General features: G+C 60.9%; 13 protein-coding genes. 11 read left to right on the forward strand and 2 right to left on the reverse strand.

Going from position 1 to position 15,372, the window contains the following annotated elements:
• Positions 1-97 precede the first annotated feature (97 nt).
• Positions 98-1,600: a PLP-dependent aminotransferase family protein gene (locus tag IB250_RS05805; RefSeq protein ID WP_192343352.1), complete on the reverse strand. Its 1,503-nt coding sequence runs from the start codon at positions 1,598-1,600 to the stop codon at positions 98-100.
• 230 nt (positions 1,601-1,830) lie between these two features.
• Between IB250_RS05805 and IB250_RS05810 the strand changes: the two genes are divergently transcribed.
• From IB250_RS05810 to IB250_RS05840, 7 genes are all read left to right on the forward strand, one after another.
• The gene (locus IB250_RS05810) at positions 1,831-2,811 is read left to right on the forward strand and encodes a quinone oxidoreductase family protein (RefSeq protein WP_123497787.1); all 981 of its coding nucleotides are present in this window, start codon (positions 1,831-1,833) and stop codon (positions 2,809-2,811) included.
• Positions 2,812-2,825: 14 nt separating this feature from the next.
• A complete protein-coding gene (locus IB250_RS05815; RefSeq protein WP_192343353.1) occupies positions 2,826-3,674 on the forward strand; it encodes a TauD/TfdA dioxygenase family protein in 849 nt (282 codons plus the stop codon).
• Positions 3,675-3,761: 87 nt separating this feature from the next.
• Positions 3,762-4,814 (forward strand): 3-keto-5-aminohexanoate cleavage protein, encoded by a 1,053-nt coding sequence (locus IB250_RS05820; protein ID WP_192343354.1) that lies wholly within the window; start codon positions 3,762-3,764, stop codon positions 4,812-4,814.
• A 91-nt stretch (positions 4,815-4,905) separates the two neighbouring features.
• Complete coding sequence (locus tag IB250_RS05825) at positions 4,906-6,237, forward strand: MFS transporter (protein ID WP_192343355.1); 1,332 nt, start codon at positions 4,906-4,908, stop codon at positions 6,235-6,237.
• The gene (locus IB250_RS05830) at positions 6,234-6,899 is read left to right on the forward strand and encodes a DsbA family oxidoreductase (protein ID WP_192343356.1); all 666 of its coding nucleotides are present in this window, start codon (positions 6,234-6,236) and stop codon (positions 6,897-6,899) included. The genes IB250_RS05825 and IB250_RS05830 overlap by 4 nt, the downstream gene beginning before the upstream one ends.
• Positions 6,896-7,222: a Rieske (2Fe-2S) protein gene (locus IB250_RS05835; RefSeq protein WP_008072378.1), complete on the forward strand. Its 327-nt coding sequence runs from the start codon at positions 6,896-6,898 to the stop codon at positions 7,220-7,222. Before IB250_RS05830 ends, IB250_RS05835 begins: the two co-directional genes overlap by 4 nt.
• The gene (locus tag IB250_RS05840; RefSeq protein ID WP_008072377.1) at positions 7,219-8,229 is read left to right on the forward strand and encodes a YeiH family protein; all 1,011 of its coding nucleotides are present in this window, start codon (positions 7,219-7,221) and stop codon (positions 8,227-8,229) included. Before IB250_RS05835 ends, IB250_RS05840 begins: the two co-directional genes overlap by 4 nt.
• Positions 8,230-8,610: 381 nt before the next feature.
• Here the strand turns inward: IB250_RS05840 and IB250_RS05845 are convergent, their stop codons facing one another.
• Positions 8,611-9,663 (reverse strand): AraC family transcriptional regulator, encoded by a 1,053-nt coding sequence (locus IB250_RS05845; protein ID WP_123497773.1) that lies wholly within the window; start codon positions 9,661-9,663, stop codon positions 8,611-8,613.
• A 356-nt stretch (positions 9,664-10,019) separates the two neighbouring features.
• On the opposite strand from IB250_RS05845, the gene IB250_RS05850 reads away from it, so the two are divergent.
• From IB250_RS05850 to IB250_RS05865, 4 genes are all read left to right on the forward strand, one after another.
• Positions 10,020-10,586 (forward strand): RBBP9/YdeN family alpha/beta hydrolase, encoded by a 567-nt coding sequence (locus IB250_RS05850; RefSeq protein ID WP_192343357.1) that lies wholly within the window; start codon positions 10,020-10,022, stop codon positions 10,584-10,586.
• A gap of 128 nt (positions 10,587-10,714) precedes the next feature.
• Entirely contained in the window at positions 10,715-12,727 is a 2,013-nt protein-coding gene (locus tag IB250_RS05855; protein ID WP_192343358.1) for a DUF1302 domain-containing protein, read from the forward strand.
• Between the two features lie 41 nt (positions 12,728-12,768).
• Positions 12,769-14,127 (forward strand): DUF1329 domain-containing protein, encoded by a 1,359-nt coding sequence (locus IB250_RS05860; RefSeq protein WP_192343359.1) that lies wholly within the window; start codon positions 12,769-12,771, stop codon positions 14,125-14,127.
• A gap of 150 nt (positions 14,128-14,277) precedes the next feature.
• Positions 14,278-15,366 (forward strand): WD40/YVTN/BNR-like repeat-containing protein, encoded by a 1,089-nt coding sequence (locus IB250_RS05865; RefSeq protein WP_192343360.1) that lies wholly within the window; start codon positions 14,278-14,280, stop codon positions 15,364-15,366.
• Positions 15,367-15,372: the final 6 nt, after the last annotated feature.

Below are 15,372 nucleotides of genomic sequence, written 5' to 3' on the forward strand. Positions count from 1 at the left end.
GTCAGACGCCGGGTCTACCGGCGCAGCCTTTATCGCGCCAGTCAGGAACTCTCGATAGATCCATTATCAGTTAAATCATAAGACCACTTGTCTTGATTCAAGTGGCCTGCAGGTACCCCATTTTGCTCAAGGCCCGGGCCAGTGCTTCGACGCGCTCCTGCGCCTGGCTCTCAGGTGTACCGGCGAAACCGATGAGCAGCGCAGGTGGCAGGACATGCTCGAGGCAGTAGTCGCTCAGGGCATAGGTGTGGATGTTGTGCCGGGCCAGTTCCCTGGCGATCACGTCGTCATCAAGCGTGGGTGGCAGCCAGGCGATCAAGTGCATGCCGGCTTCCACCTGAGTGATATTGAAGAAGCCGCCCAGCTGTTGCTGAAGTTGCTCGAGCAGTGCTTGCTGGCGAGCCTGGTACAGCGCACGCATGCGGCGAATATGGCCGAGGAAGTGGCCTTCGCGCATGAAGTCCGCCGTCGTCGCCTGGAGCAGCGTGGGCGGGCTGCGATCCATCACCGCGCGCAGGGTACAGAAGGGTTCGACCAGGGCTTGCGGCAATATCACATAGCCCAGTCTTAGCGAGGGGAAGAGCACTTTGCTGAAGGTGCCGACGTAGATCACTCGCGCCATCCGGTCCATGGCGTAGAGCGCGGGGAGGAGGCGGCCGCTGTAGCGAAATTCACTGTCGCAATCGTCCTCGATGATCCAGCTCTGATACTGCGCGGCCCAGTCGATGAGTGCCTGGCGCCGCGCATAACTCATGGTCACGCCCAAGGGATGCTGGCGAGATGGCGTGGTGAACACCAGTCGGGCGTCGGGGCACTCGGCCAGGCCTTGCTGAATATCTATTCCTTGTTCATCGATCCGCAACGGGACCACCTGAGCCCCCTGGGCCTGCAACGCAATGCGCGCCGCGATGTGTCCCGGGTCTTCCATCCATACGCTGTCCTGCGGATTGAGCAACAGCATGCCTAACAGGTTGAAGGCTTGCTGGGCCCCAGAAACGATCACCACCTGCTCGGCACTGCAATCGATGCCACGGGCATCAAAGACGTACTCGGCAATCGCCGCGCGCAAGGCCTGTAAACCTTGCAGTTCGCCATAGCCAAGCATGGCCTTGGTCGGCTTGAGCAGGTGGCGGTTCATCAAGCGCCGCCACACAGCGAGGGGGAACGCGTCGTAGGTACTGTGGCTGGGCAGGAATGAGGTGGGAGTCGCAGGATCCCAATCGGTATAGGAAACCCCGCGAAAGTGACTGCTGCGCAGCGACAGCATGGATTGGCTCAGGTCGGACAGGCGCGGTGGCTGGCGCTGCTCTTCGTCGGCAATCCCTCGGCTCTCCCACTCATTGCCGACATAGGTGCCCGCCCCAGTGCGCGAGGCCAAAAAGCCTTCGGCAATCAACTGATCGAATGCATTGAGAATGGTGATCCGCGACAGCGCCAATTCTTTGCTCAGGGTCCGCGTCGACGGCAGGCGCACGCCTCCTTGCATCTTTCCGCTGAGAATCTGCTTGCGAATCTGCAAATAGAGTTGGCGGTACAGGGGGATGGCGCTGGTACGGTCCAGCTCAATAGCCGACAGCAGCAAACCTGCAGGGGATTTCATTACATGCTCGTCTGGAGGGAGGTGGTTTGACCTGGAACACCATCAGGTACCCGCAGGGTATCGAGAGGCACTGGATAAGTCATCCATGGCAGCTGTTGATGCAGTGCCCGCTGTCATGAAATGAAAAGCCATTGTCGCCTGATGAGAAGCGACTCACCAGGCGGCGTCCTACAGTCCAATCAGCGCAATTCGACGCAGCACGCCCAACTTGAGACTGGAGAATAAGAAAAATGGCCAAAGCCGTACGCTTCTACGAAACCGGTGGTCCCGAAGTCCTTCGTTATGAAGAGGTCGAAGTCGGCGATCCCGGTCCAGGCCAGGTTCGTCTTCGTCATGTGGCGGTGGGTCTGAACTATGCCGACACCTACTTTCGCAATGGCACTTACCCTATCCCGATGCCCAACGGCATGGGGGTTGAAGCGTCCGGTGTGGTCCAGGCCATCGGTGCAGGGGTGACCAACGTACAAGTCGGTGATCGCGTCACCTACACCGGTTTTCTCAATACATTGGGCGCCTACAGCACCGAACGTCTGATCCCGGCCGCGCCGCTGATCAAATTGCCGGAAACCATCAGTTTCGAGACTGCCGCAGCCATGACCATGCGCGGCTTGACGTCCTCGTACCTGATGCGGCGCATTTATGATTTCAAGGCCGGCGACAGCATTCTGTTGCACGCCGCTGCCGGTGGTGTGGGCCTGATCGTTTCACAGTGGGCCAAGCTGCTCGGCCTGAACGTCATTGGCACTGTGTCCACCGAGGCAAAGGGTGAAATTGCCCGGGCCCATGGCTGCGAGCATGTCATCAATTACAGCCATGAAGACGTCGCCCAGCGCGTTCGCGAGCTGACGGACGGTGTAGGGGTCAACGTGGTGTTCGACAGTGTCGGCAAGAACACCTTCATGGGTTCCCTGGACTCGCTCAAGCGCCGCGGCCTGATGGTCTGCGTCGGCACGGCATCCGGCCCGATCCCGGCTTTCGATCCGGTATTGCTGGCGATGAAAGGCTCGCTGTTCCTGACCCGTCCGGCCCTGGCCGATTACATCGCCGATCCGGCGGAAAAAGCCGCGTTGGCGGGCGAATTGTTCGATCATGTCGGCAGCGGCCGGATCAAGATCGAGATCAACCAGCACTATGCTTTGCAGGATGCCGTGCAGGCCCATCGCGACCTGGAATCACGCAAAACCACGGGCTCATCGATTTTCGTCATTTAAGGGAGTTGTCTGCCATGAAAGTCGAACAATTGACCTGCAACATTGGCGCGGAACTGGTGGGCGTCAACCTCGCCGATGCAGTCCATGACGACGGTCTTTTTGCCGAGATTCGTGCTCAGCTGCTCAAGCATCGGGTGGTGTTCCTGCGTGATCAGGACATCACACGCGAGGAGCATGTGGCATTCGCCCGGCGCTTTGGCGAACTGGAGGATCATCCGGTGGCCGGCAGTGATCCGGATCATCCCGGGCTGGTGCGCATCTACAAGAATCCAGACCAGCCGATGGACCGCTACGAAAACGCCTGGCACACCGACGCGACCTGGCGCGAGGCGCCGCCGATGGGCTGTGTGCTGCGTTGCGTAGAGTGCCCTCCGGTGGGCGGCGACACCATGTGGGCCAACATGGTCGAGGCCTATGCACGCTTGCCCGAAGACGTGAAGGTGAAGATCGCCGACCTGCGCGCGCGCCATAGCATCGAGGCGAGTTTCGGTGCCGCCATGCCGATCGAAAAGCGTCTGGCACTCAAGGCGATGTATCCGGATGCCGAGCACCCGGTGGTGCGCACCCACCCGGAAACCGGGGAAAAGGTGCTGTTCGTCAACGCCTTCACGACGCACTTGAGCAACTACCACACCCCCGAGCGGGTGCGCTTCGGCCAGGACGCCAACCCGGGCGCAAGCGAGTTGCTGCGCTACCTGATCAGCCAGGCCTACATCCCCGAGTATCAGGTGCGCTGGCGCTGGAAACCCAACAGCATCGCCATCTGGGACAACCGCAGTACCCAGCACTACGCCGTCATGGATTACCCGCCGTGCCATCGCAAGATGGAACGCGCCGGCATCATCGGCGACAAGACTTACTGATCGACCGCCACTGCATTCGCACTCGTAAACACGTCTGCCCGGCACGATCCCGGGTGGGCGGAACAATCATAAGAATAGGAGTAACTCATGCAATTCTTCGACGATTCCCTGCACCCGGAAAACATGGAAAAGGTGGTGATCACCGTGGCCCCGTATGGCCCCGAGTGGATGCCGGAAGACTTCCCCGAAGACATCCCGCTGACCATGGACGAGCAGGTGCAGAAGGCGGTTGAGTGCTATGAGGCGGGTGCAACGGTATTGCACCTGCACGTGCGTGAATTGGACGGCAAGGGTTCCAAGCGTCTGTCCAAGTTCAACGAGTTGATCGCCGGTGTGCGTGAAGCCGTGCCGGACATGATCATCCAGGTCGGTGGTTCGATTTCCTTCGCCCCCGAAAGTGATGGCGAAGCCGCCAAGTGGCTGTCTGACGATACACGGCACATGCTGGCCGAGCTGACGCCAAAACCGGACCAGGTCACGGTGGCCATCAACACCACCCAGATGAACATCATGGAACTGCTGTATCCGCAATACCTGGAAGGCACGTCCCTGGCCAATCCTGCCTATCAGGCGGCCTACAGCGAAATGACCGTACCGGCCGGCCCGGCCTGGGTCGCCGAACACCTCAAGCGTCTGATGGACAACGGCATCCAGCCGCATTTCCAGCTGACTGGCATGCATGCCATGGAAACCCTTGAGCGCCTGGTGCGCAAGGGCGTCTACAAGGGCCCGTTGAACCTGACCTGGATCGGTATCGGCGGCGGTTTCGATGGCCCCAATCCGTTCAACTTCTTCAACTTCATCCACCGCGCGCCAGACGGTTGCACCCTGACCTCCGAGTCGCTGCTCAAAAACGTGATGCCGTTCAACACCATGTCGATGGCCATGGGTATGCACCCGCGTGTGGGCAATGAAGACACTATTATTGATCACAAGGGCGATCGTTTCGGCTCGGTTGCGCAGATCAAGCAGACCGTACGCATCGCCCATGAACTGGGTCGCGAAATCGCCACGGGTAAAGAAGCCCGTGAGATCTACCGCATCGGTGTGCAGTACCAAAGCATCGAAGAAACCCTGTTGGCCAATGGCATGGCCCCCAACCGCAAGGCCGGGCAGAAAGGTGTGCCGCAACGCGGCTGATCGGCAGACGAAGCGGGGGGCAATGGCCTCCCGCTCGCTGCACTGCAACACGCTTGATAACAACAATAAAACGAAGCTTTGAGGAGGCTGCATGGCCTTTCACCCAATCGCCGCAGACGATGATGACTGCAGTGGCGTCGGCGTTGCGCGCAAGTACGCCTGGATCGTCTTTGCGCTGACGTTCGGTTTGTTGATTTCCGATTACATGTCGCGTCAGGTGTTGAACGCGGTGTTCCCGATGCTCAAGGGCGAATGGGCCCTGAGCGACGGCCAGCTCGGCCTGCTCAGTGGCATTGTCGCCCTGATGGTGGGGCTGCTGACCATTCCCCTGTCATTGCTGGCGGATCGCTTCGGCCGGGTCAAGAGTCTGGCGCTGATGGCTTTGCTGTGGAGCCTGGCGACGCTGGGCTGCGCATTGGCGCAGGACTATCAGCAGATGTTCATTGCACGGTTCATGGTCGGCGTCGGTGAAGCGGCGTATGGCAGCGTTGGCATCGCGGTGGTGATTTCGGTGTTTCCCAAACACATGCGTGCAACCCTGGCCAGTGCCTTCATGGCGGGTGGTATGTTCGGTTCGGTGTTAGGGATGGCGCTGGGCGGTGCAATCGCCGCCAAGCTTGGCTGGCGCTGGTCGTTTGCCGGCATGGCGCTGTTTGGCCTGCTGCTGGCGGTGCTTTACCCGGTCATCGTCAAGGAAGCACGCATTGCGCCGCAACGTGCCGCTCAGGCGGCGAACAAGGCAGCTGCCGCGGTCAAGCGTCCGTTGCGTACGCTGTTTTCCAGCCGTTCGGTGATCGCTGCCTACATCGGCAGTGGCTTGCAACTGTTCGTCGGCGGCACCGTCATTGTGTGGATGCCCAGTTACCTCAATCGTTATTACGACATGGCCACCGACAAGGCTGGTGGCCTCGCGGCGATCATCGTGCTGTGCAGCGGTGCGGGGATGATCCTGTGCGGCATGCTCAGTGATCGACTGTGTCGCCATTCGCCGGAGCGCAAAGTCGCTTTGGCCATCGCCTATTGCCTGGGCAGTTGCCTGCTGCTGTCAGCGGCGTTCGCTCTGCCGGCGGGGGCTGGACAATTGGTGCTGATCTGCCTGGGCATGTTGATTGCCGCCGGCACGACCGGCCCTTGCGGAGCCATGGTTGCCAACCTGACCCATTACTCGGTCCATGGCACGGCCTTCGCCACGTTGACCTTGGCCAACAATATGCTGGGGCTGGCGCCCGGGCCGTTCATCACCGGCAGGGTGTCCGACCTTATCGGCTTGCAGGCTGCTTTTCAGCTGGTGCCTCTGGTCAGCATCGCGGCTGCGGCCGTGTTCTTTTATGCCAAGTGTCATTACCACAAGGACATTGCCCGGCTTAAGGGCGAGCAAGTCCTCGATTCGATTGGCAAAGCGGCGTTAGAGGTGAAGTTGTGAGTGGTCGTTTACGTATTGATGTGTTTTTCGATTTCATCTGCCCGTGGTGCCTGATTGGCAAGCGTCAACTGGAGCGCGCGCAAGACCTGCTGCGCGTGCAGCAACCCGACGTGGAAATCACCACGGTGTGGCACGGGGTGCAATTGCTGCCGCAGCTGCCGGCACAGGGTGAACCCTTCGCCGATTTTTACCTCAAGCGTCTGGGCAGTCCTGAAGCGGTAGCGATGCGCCAGGCCCAGGTGCAGCAGGCGGCGATGGCGGTGGGCGTGCCCATCGATTTGAGCCGTATTCCCAACATGCCCAATACCGCCGACGCCCATCGCTTGCTGGAGCGGGCGAGGGCGCTGGGCAATAGCGCCCAATGCGATGTGTTGCTGGAGCGTTTGTTCGCGGCTTATTTCCAGTTTGGCGAAAATCTTGGCTGCCCGGACACCTTGCTGGTCATCGCCCGCTCGTGTGGCTTCAACGCTGCGGCGATGGCCTCCTTTCTGCAAGGTGACGGCGATCCTTACGTCGGCAACGAGGCGGGAGCGGCCAGCGGTGTACCCAGTTTTCAGTTCGACCAGCGCCTGATGGTGGTGGGCGCACAGCCTGCCGAAGCGCTGCTGGACGCGATGTGCGAAGCCTTGCTCGAAAGTGCTCGCAAGCGGCAACCGGCATGAGTCTTCGTATTCCCGTGCCTGCCGGAAAACTCCCGCAGGCGGGTGGTCGTGCGCTGTTCGAATTCGATGGCAAAAGCCTGGCGTTATTCAACGTCGAAGGTGACCTGTTCGCCATTGACGACAGTTGCCCGCATCAGGGCGCCTCGCTGTGTGGCGGGCGTCTTGAGGGGCGGGTGATTCAGTGCTGCGCCCATGGCCTGCGCTTTGATCTGCGCAGCGGTTACTTGCTCAATTCAACCCAGCTCAAAGTCGCCAACTACCCCGTCGAGATCATTGACGGCCAGGTATTCATCGTCATCGTTCCCGAGGAGTCCGTGCCATGAGCACTATCGCTCTCACCCGTATCCACAGCCGAACGCGCGAATTGGCGCCAGGTTTTGTCGTCAGTCTGATCGTGGCGGCGGCCGCGTCCTTTTTGTCCGAGCATTACGGCGCGCCGGTGATGCTGTTCGCCTTGTTGCTGGGCATGGCGCTGAACTTTCTGGCCGGTGATGGCGCCTGCAAGGCTGGCATCGAATTCACGGCACGTACGGTGTTGCGCATTGGCGTGGCGTTGTTGGGCATGCGCATCACGCTCGAACAGATTGCCGCGCTGGGCTGGAAGCCTGTGGCGCTGGTGGTGATTGTGGTGGTGGTGACGATCGGCGTCTCGGTGATCGCGGCGAAGGCGCTAGGGTTCCAGCGTTTGTTCGGCATGCTCACCGGTGGGGCCACTGCGATTTGTGGTGCGTCGGCGGCATTGGCGCTGGCGGCGGCATTGCCGAACCATCCGCAGAAAGAACGCGCAACGTTATTCACGGTGATCGGGGTGTCGGCGCTGTCGACCCTGGCGATGATCGTGTACCCGATGATTGCCAACTGGCTGTCGTTGTCGCCGCAAGTGGCGGGCGTGTTCCTGGGGGCGACCATCCACGATGTCGCGCAGGTGGTCGGCGCCGGTTACAGCATGTCGACCGAGACCGGCGATACGGCCACGGTGATCAAGCTGATGCGGGTTGCCATGCTGCTGCCCGTGATCGTCTGCGCCGCTATGATTACCCGCATGCAGGGAGCCGACCCGGCCGGCAAACGGCCGCCGCTGCTGCCATGGTTCGCCGTCGGATTTCTGATTCTGGCCTGTATCAACAGCACCGGCTGGATAGCCCCGGTGGTGCAGGGATCGGTCAATGACTTGTCGCGCTGGTGCCTGGTGGTTTCCATCAGCGCCCTGGGCATGAAAACCCAGCTCAAGGAGCTGGCGGCGGTGGGCATCAAGCCGATCCTGCTGATGGTGGGGGAGACGGTGTTCCTTGTCGTGCTGGTGCTGCTGTTGCTGCGCTGGGGTCTTTAAGCCCGTTAAAAAATACTGTCAGCCGTAATGCTATCCCGTAGGAGCTGTCGAGCCTGCGAGGCTGCGATCGGCCGTAGCAGCTGTCGAGCTCCAGCGAGGCTGCGTTCGGCTGCGAAGCAGTCGTAAAATCAGAGATTGCGGTACATCAGGCAGACCGCATCAGCCGGATTCACGACTGCTTCGCAGCCGAACGCAGCCTCGCTGGAGCTCGACAGCTGCTACGGGCGATCGCAGCCTCGCAGGCAGCTCCTACAGGGCCGGACCTCGCTCCACATTGCAGTGGGACTCCTCGGCCGGTGTGTCATAACACCGGTTCTTTTGCGGCGACTGTGCCAGCAGTCGCCGTTTTTTTTTGCATGCCCTGCCTCCGTTGCGTCCGGTTCAGGGTTCGCTGGAGCCGGGCAGGGTACTCAGGTCCGACGGTGCTTTGACGGGGTGCTTTTGCGCGCTGCGCCATGCGGCGGGCGGCATGCCGAACTGGGTGATGAACCAGCGTGTGAAGGAACTCGCCATCGAATAGCCGAGCATGTCGGCAATGCGTCCTAGCGAATAATTCGGGTTTTCCAGGTAGCGCAACACCAGATCGCGGCGCACGTCATTGATCAGGTCGTTGAAGGCGCAGCCGTCGTCTTTCAGGCGACGTTGCAGGGTGCGTACGTTCATGCCCTGGGTCTGGGCGATCTGCTCGATGGTGGCGCGTCCCATCGGCAGCAGCAGGTAGATGGCTTTGCGCACCTCGAACAGCATTGATGGGCCTTCATGGCTGAGCAGCGAGTCGAGGTAGCTCTGGGCGTAGCGTGCCATGGCCGGGTCGGCATTGGGGTTGGTCACGTCGAGGCTGGCGTCGGAGCAGACGATGCCGTTGAACTCGCTGCCGAACTCCAGCTTGCAACCGAACAGGCGCCGATGCAGTTGCAGGTTGTCGGGAGGCTGGTGCGTGAAGTTGACGCTGTAAGGGTGCCAGTGGGTGCCGAGCAGCGCGGCGCACAGGCGGAACATCACGCCGATGGCCAGTTCGGTGGCTTGCCGGCTGGGCATCGGCGATTCGGTGACCACCTCTTCGCGAATGATCACCATCTTGCCGGCCTCTTCAATGAAAATGGCCAATGAATCGTTCATCAGATGACGGTAATGCACCACGACCTGCAAGGCATCTCGCAGCGTTCGCTGGTGGCTGAGCAGCAGGCTGACCACACCGAAGTCCGAAAGCTGACGCGACTCGGCCATGCTCAGGCCGAAGCTCTGGCAGCCACTGGCGGCGGCCGAATCTTCCAGCAGGCGTACGGCGGCATCAATGGGGATGCGGTGTTCGGGCGCTTGCAGCAGCGCTTTGCTCAGGCCGACGCCGGCCAGCACATCACGTGGGTTGAACCCCAGGTATTGGGTGACCTCCAGGTAGTTGGTCAAGACAGCGGCGCGAACAAGCTTGGGCATGCGAAGGTCTTTCCTGGGCCAGTTGCGATTCGGATGAGCGTGGCGACTATATCCAGCACATCAGCAATTGAACAGTTGTGACGTTGTCGGGGGCGCTCGCCCGATTCTGTCCAGAAGCCCCTGCGTTGTTGTCGAGCAATCGACGCTCACCCATTGATTACAGTGACCCGCAGAGAAGCTGCGGGGTTTTTCGACCAATGGTCGGGGCACACCAGCATCTGCAAATCTGTCATGAAAAGAAAAGTGCCTGACGTCCAATGAAAAGCACCTCGGGTGGGGGCTCTTTAATGTCAGTCCTACAAAAAGCCCCTGGCGTATAGAGCCAGTCGAGTCATCGAGAAAGCGAAGGTGTTGAAGTGGACAAACTGCAAACTGCCGCCACCGTTCTGATCGTACCGGGTCTGCGTGAGCACGTTGCCGAGCATTGGCAAACGTTGCTTGAGGCAAGGCTCTGCAAAGTGCGCAGTGTGCCGCCGCTGGAAACCGACAAGCTCGATTGCGCCAAGCGGGTCGAAGCGATTCAGCGCGAGCTGGAGCAGATCGGCGGGCCGGTGATTCTGGTTGCTCACAGCGCCGGTGTGCTGATGGTCGCGCACTGGGCTGCGCAGCACAGTCGGCCGATCAAGGGCGCGCTGCTGGCCACGCCTCCGGATCTCGATGCTCATTGGCCACAAGGCTACCCATCTGCCGAAACCCTGCGTACCCAGGGTTGGAATCCTCTACCCAAAAAGCCACTGCCGTTCCGCAGTCTGGTGGCCGTCAGTACCAACGACCACCTCGCCAGCCTGGATGCCGCCACTCGCCTGGCAGAAGGCTGGGGCAGTGAACTGCTCAACCTGGGCGAGGTGGGTCATCTCAATCCGGCAGCAGGGTTTGGCCACTGGCCGCAAGCCGAAGCACTCATCCTGGAGCTGGATCGCTAGTTCAGGCGCCGGTTGGTTCCAGCCATCCGGTATTTGCCCTCACTCCTGAAAAACGCAAACCCCTGAAACAAGGGTGCGCGAGGGCGGCTGCGCTTAAAACAAATACAAAAAGGCGGAGAGACAACGCAATGCACAACAATAAGAGTCACGGGTTCGCACCCTCGCGTTACACCTTGTTGGCCTCGGCCATTCTGGCCGCCGCCGTGCCGGTCGCGCAGGCGGTCGAACTCGACACAGGTAACCCGGACTGGACCGTGCGTGTTGATAACACCGTGAAGTACAACTACGGCGTACGCACCGAAAGCGCCGACAAGCGCATGTTGGCGACACCGAACAACAACGATGGCGACTACAACTTCCGCAAGGCCGGGACCAACATCACCAACCGTGTTGACCTGTTGACCGAAATGGATGTGGTCTACCAGAACCACATGGGCTTTCGCGTCAGCGCCGCCAGTTGGTACGACAAGGCCTACGAGAACACCGGTTCCAATTCCAACCCGTTCGTCAACGGCAATGACGCACGGTCGGGTCTGGTTGCCAACGATCCGCGCCTGGCCGGGGTCACCGGCGACAATGTCGGCAATGGCAGCCCGCACCTGAGCAACTACGCCCAGCGTTACTACACCGGTCCTTCCGGCGAAATCCTTGATGCCTTCGTGTTCTACAGCACCGAAGTGGGCGAGGAGTCGCTGTTGAGCGTCAAGGCCGGTCAGCACAACGTGTTCTGGGGCGAGACCATTCTCAACCCGGTGCACTCGAACAGTTACGGCCAATCGGGCCTGGACCTGGCCAAACTGGCCGCCTCGCCGGGTACCGAAGCCAAGGAACTGTTCGTTCCGCGTAACCAGTTGTCGATGTCGTTCACCGTCAATCCCGAGTTGACCGTGGGTGCCCAGTATTTCCTCGATTGGGATGCTGCGCGCCTGCCTGAAGCAGGCACTTATTACGGCGGTTCCGATCTGGTCGGTTTCGGTGCGCAATCTTTCCTGCTGGGCAACACCAATGGCGTGGTGCCGGGCAGTCCGCTGGGTTGTGGTCTGGCGCCCTGCAATGGGCTGACCAATGTGCGTCGCGGTCACGATCTGACGCCGGACAAGCGCGGAGACTGGGGCGTGATGGCCAAGTGGTCGCCGGCCTGGCTGGATGGCACCCTCGGTGTTTACTACCGCGAAACCTCGGAAATCCTGCCGCAAGCCTGGCTGGATGCCAGAGGCCTGAGTTCGGCCAACCCCAACGGCACCCGGCCGGCAGGGCAAGTGCCTGCGGTGATCAACACGCTCAACTCGCTGAGCACCGCCACCTATCAAATGGCCTATGCCGACAACATCAAGATCGTTGGCCTGAGCCTGTCCAAGGACGTTGGCGGGGTGAGCGTCGGTTCGGACCTGAACATTCGTCACAACATGCCGTTGGCCAGTATTCCGGCGGTTGTCAGCACTAACAGCCCACTCGGTCTGGGCGCGGGTCTTGGCCTGTTGCCGGCGCGTACGGCTGCCACCGGTGTGGTTTATGACACCCCGCAGAAGGGCGACAGCATGGCCGCCACCGGTGACACCTTGCACTGGACGCTCAACGGCCTGATGACCTTCCCGAAAACCCCGGTGTTCGATTCGGCCAGCCTGCTCGCCGAGTTGTACTACAGCAACTTGCTCAAGCTCGATAGCAAGAACGAAGCGCTCTACAAGGGCAAGGACACCTACCGCGGCATCGACCAGCCGACCCGGGACAACTGGGGCATCGCGGTCAACTTCACACCGACCTGGTATCAGGTGCTTCCCGGTGTCGACCTCAACGCACCGATGTCCATCAACGTCGGCCTTGACGGCGTGTCACCGGTGTCCGGTGGCGGTGCCAAAGACACCGGCAACTATGCCGTGGGCGTGGGTGCTGTTGTGTACAACAAATACTTCATCGACCTGAAGTACGTGGACTCCTTCGGCAAGACCGACAAGTGCGACGCCAGCGGTCTGAGCACCGGCTCGGCCAATGCCGGCAGCGGCGACGGCTCCACCCCCAATGCCTTCAGCGGCAATGAAAACTACGCGTGTTATGGCGGCGGCTACTCGGCCTTCTCCGGTGGTGGGGCCACGACTGAGGACCGTGGCGCCGTTTACCTGACTATGAAAACCACTTTTTGATGCACCACTGATTTGCTCAATGCAAGCAGGAGAATAACAAGATGAAATTCGCAAAAACCGTGTTGGCCGCTTCGCTGGCCATGGTCCTTGCCGCCCAGGCACAGGCCGCTGTTTCCACTCAGGACGCTGCCAGGTTGGGCAGCAGCCTGACCCTGGTCGGGGCCGAAAAGGCCGGGAACGCTGATGGCTCCATTCCCGCCTATGACGGTGGCTTGACCACGCCGCCGGCCAGTTTCAAATCCGGTGACAGCATGCGTCCGGATCCCTTCGTCAACGAAAAACCGTTGCTGGTAATCGACGGCAAGAACGTCGATCAGTACAAGGGCTTGCTCAGTGCAACCACGGTGGAATTGGCCAAGCGTTTCCCAAGCTTCCACGTCAATGTCTACCCGACCCACCGCACCGTTTCGCTGCCAAAAGCCATCCTCGATAACGGCGTGAAGAATGCCAGCGGCGCCAAGTCCCTCGAAGGCGGTCTGGCCATCGATAACGTGCTGCCGGGCGTGCCGTTCCCGATTCCGCAGTCGGGCAACGAGGCGATGTGGAACTTCCTGTTGCGTTACCAGGGCGTCAACATCAACTCCAAGTACGACTCCTGGAACGTCGACTCCGCTGGCGTGCCGAGCCTGGCGACCACCGGACTGGCGTTCATTTCCTATCCGATCTACGAAAACCTCGCGCAGCCGATCAGCAGCGCCGACGTGTACTACCAGATGAAGCTGTCTTACACCGGCCCTGCGCGCCGGGCCGGTGAAGCGGTGATGCTCAAGGACGCCGCCAACCCGCTGCAGCAACCGCGCCGCGCCTGGCAATACTTGCCGGGCCAGCGTCGGGTCAAGCTGGCACCGAACCTGGCTTACGACACGCCTAACCCTGGCACCGCCGGTGCCGGCACCTACGACGATGTTTTCGTGTTCAACGGTGCACTGGACCGCTACGAATGGAAGCTGGTGGGCAAGCAGGAAATGATCGTGCCCTACAACACCTACAAGCTGACCTATGCCCAGGATCCCAAATCGCTGACCACCGCCAATCACCTGGCACCGGATTACGTGCGTTGGGAAAAACACCGGGTCTGGGTGGTGGAGGGCAACCTCAAGTCTGGCGCCCGGCACATCTATCAGAAGCGTCGCTTCTACCTCGATGAAGACAGCTGGACCGCTCTGGCCTCTGACCAATATGACGCCCGTGGTCAGCTGTACCGTGGCTCCTTCGCATTCCTCAGCCAGAGCTACGACAAGCAGATCCCGGACTCCACGCCTTTCATGATTTATGACCTGGTGGGTGGTTCCTACAACATCAACGGTGTGGTCGGCCCTTACGGCGGCATCAAGTACATCGATCCGCTCTCCAAGGCGCAGTGGTCGCCTGAGTCCCTGGCCGGTAACGGGATTCGCTAAGCAAACCGTGACAAAGCGTCCGTGCGGTCCACTGCCTGCCAGGCAGGGGGCCGCACGACGGTCGGCGCATGCCGATCGTTTCGGGCGCCAGGTTGGAACGTCAGGCACACGGACGTGTGTCCCGACGCGGTTTTCCGAAGAGGACGCGGTATGTGTTCGTACAAAAATTATCTGCAGTTGGCGCTCGGCGCCTTGCTTGCAACGTTGCAGGGCCTGAGCCAGGCGTCCGCTTATGTCGACGTGCTGGATCTGCCGGCCAGGGTCAGCGCCTTGGCCGTCAACAGCCCATTATCGGGCATGGCCCGCGCTGGCGAGCGTCTGGTTGCCGTCGGGCAGCGTGGCCACATTCTGTATTCCAATGATGCCGGTAAACACTGGCAGCAGGCGGCGGTGCCGGTCAGTGCCGACCTCAATGCCGTGAGCTTTCCTTCCGCCACCCAAGGCTGGGCGGTGGGCGGTGACGGCGTGGTGTTGCACAGCAACGACGCCGGTGCGACCTGGCGCAAGCAACTGGACGGCCGCGAGATCGGGGCCTTGCTGGTCAAGCATTACGGCGCGTTGGCCAGTGCAGAACCGGGCAACGAACAATGGCCACTGCTGGTCGCTGAAGGTGAGCGCCTGATGGCGCAGGGCGCCGACAAACCGTTGCTCGATGTCTGGTTCGCCAACGAGCGCCTCGGTTATGTGGTCGGGGTGTTCAACCTGATCTTGCGCACCGAAGACGGCGGCCAGAGCTGGACACCGTTGCAGGACCGCACCGACAACCCGCAGGGCTTTCACCTCAACGCCATCGCCTCCACTGGCGATGCGCTGTACATCGCTGGAGAGCAGGGGCTGCTGCTCAAGTGGGATGACACCCAACAGCGCTTCGCCGCCGTGCAGACACCCTATCAAGGCAGTTTTTTCGGTGTGCTCGGCAAGCCCGGGGAAGTGCTCGTCTATGGCTTGCGCGGCAATGTGCTGCGCAGCACCGATGGCGGTCTCAGCTGGACTCCGCTGGACACTGGCCTGCGCGTCAGCATTACCGCCGGCCTGGTCGATGGCCGTGGCAACTACCGCTTGTTCACCCAGGGCGGGCAGATGCTGGTCAGCCAGGGCACAGGCGCGCAATTGCATCTGGTTCTGCAACAGGCACCGACACCGGTGACCGGCGCCACTCAGTCCGCCGACGGTGCGCTGGTGGTGGTTGGCAGCCGTGGTGCACGGACGCTGTCCGTTGATAAGCCCTCGAACCCTTAGAGCGAG

The sequence above is a fragment of the Pseudomonas sp. PDM09 genome, from assembly GCF_014852305.1.
Lineage (GTDB): Bacteria > Pseudomonadota > Gammaproteobacteria > Pseudomonadales > Pseudomonadaceae > Aquipseudomonas.

What these genes read in the sequence shown, in the direction of transcription:
- IB250_RS05855 (WP_192343358.1), top strand. Translation starts at nt 10,715, where the DNA reads ATGCACAACAATAAGAGTCACGGGTTCGCACCCTCGCGTTACACCTTG.
- IB250_RS05840 (WP_008072377.1), top strand. Translation starts at nt 7,219, where the DNA reads ATGAGCACTATCGCTCTCACCCGTATCCACAGCCGAACGCGCGAATTG.
- IB250_RS05860 (WP_192343359.1), top strand. Translation starts at nt 12,769, where the DNA reads ATGAAATTCGCAAAAACCGTGTTGGCCGCTTCGCTGGCCATGGTCCTT.
- IB250_RS05810 (WP_123497787.1), top strand. Translation starts at nt 1,831, where the DNA reads ATGGCCAAAGCCGTACGCTTCTACGAAACCGGTGGTCCCGAAGTCCTT.
- IB250_RS05805 (WP_192343352.1), bottom strand. Translation starts at nt 1,600, where the DNA reads ATGAAATCCCCTGCAGGTTTGCTGCTGTCGGCTATTGAGCTGGACCGT.
- IB250_RS05820 (WP_192343354.1), top strand. Translation starts at nt 3,762, where the DNA reads ATGCAATTCTTCGACGATTCCCTGCACCCGGAAAACATGGAAAAGGTG.
- IB250_RS05825 (WP_192343355.1), top strand. Translation starts at nt 4,906, where the DNA reads ATGGCCTTTCACCCAATCGCCGCAGACGATGATGACTGCAGTGGCGTC.
- IB250_RS05815 (WP_192343353.1), top strand. Translation starts at nt 2,826, where the DNA reads ATGAAAGTCGAACAATTGACCTGCAACATTGGCGCGGAACTGGTGGGC.
- IB250_RS05865 (WP_192343360.1), top strand. Translation starts at nt 14,278, where the DNA reads ATGTGTTCGTACAAAAATTATCTGCAGTTGGCGCTCGGCGCCTTGCTT.
- IB250_RS05835 (WP_008072378.1), top strand. Translation starts at nt 6,896, where the DNA reads ATGAGTCTTCGTATTCCCGTGCCTGCCGGAAAACTCCCGCAGGCGGGT.
- IB250_RS05845 (WP_123497773.1), bottom strand. Translation starts at nt 9,663, where the DNA reads ATGCCCAAGCTTGTTCGCGCCGCTGTCTTGACCAACTACCTGGAGGTC.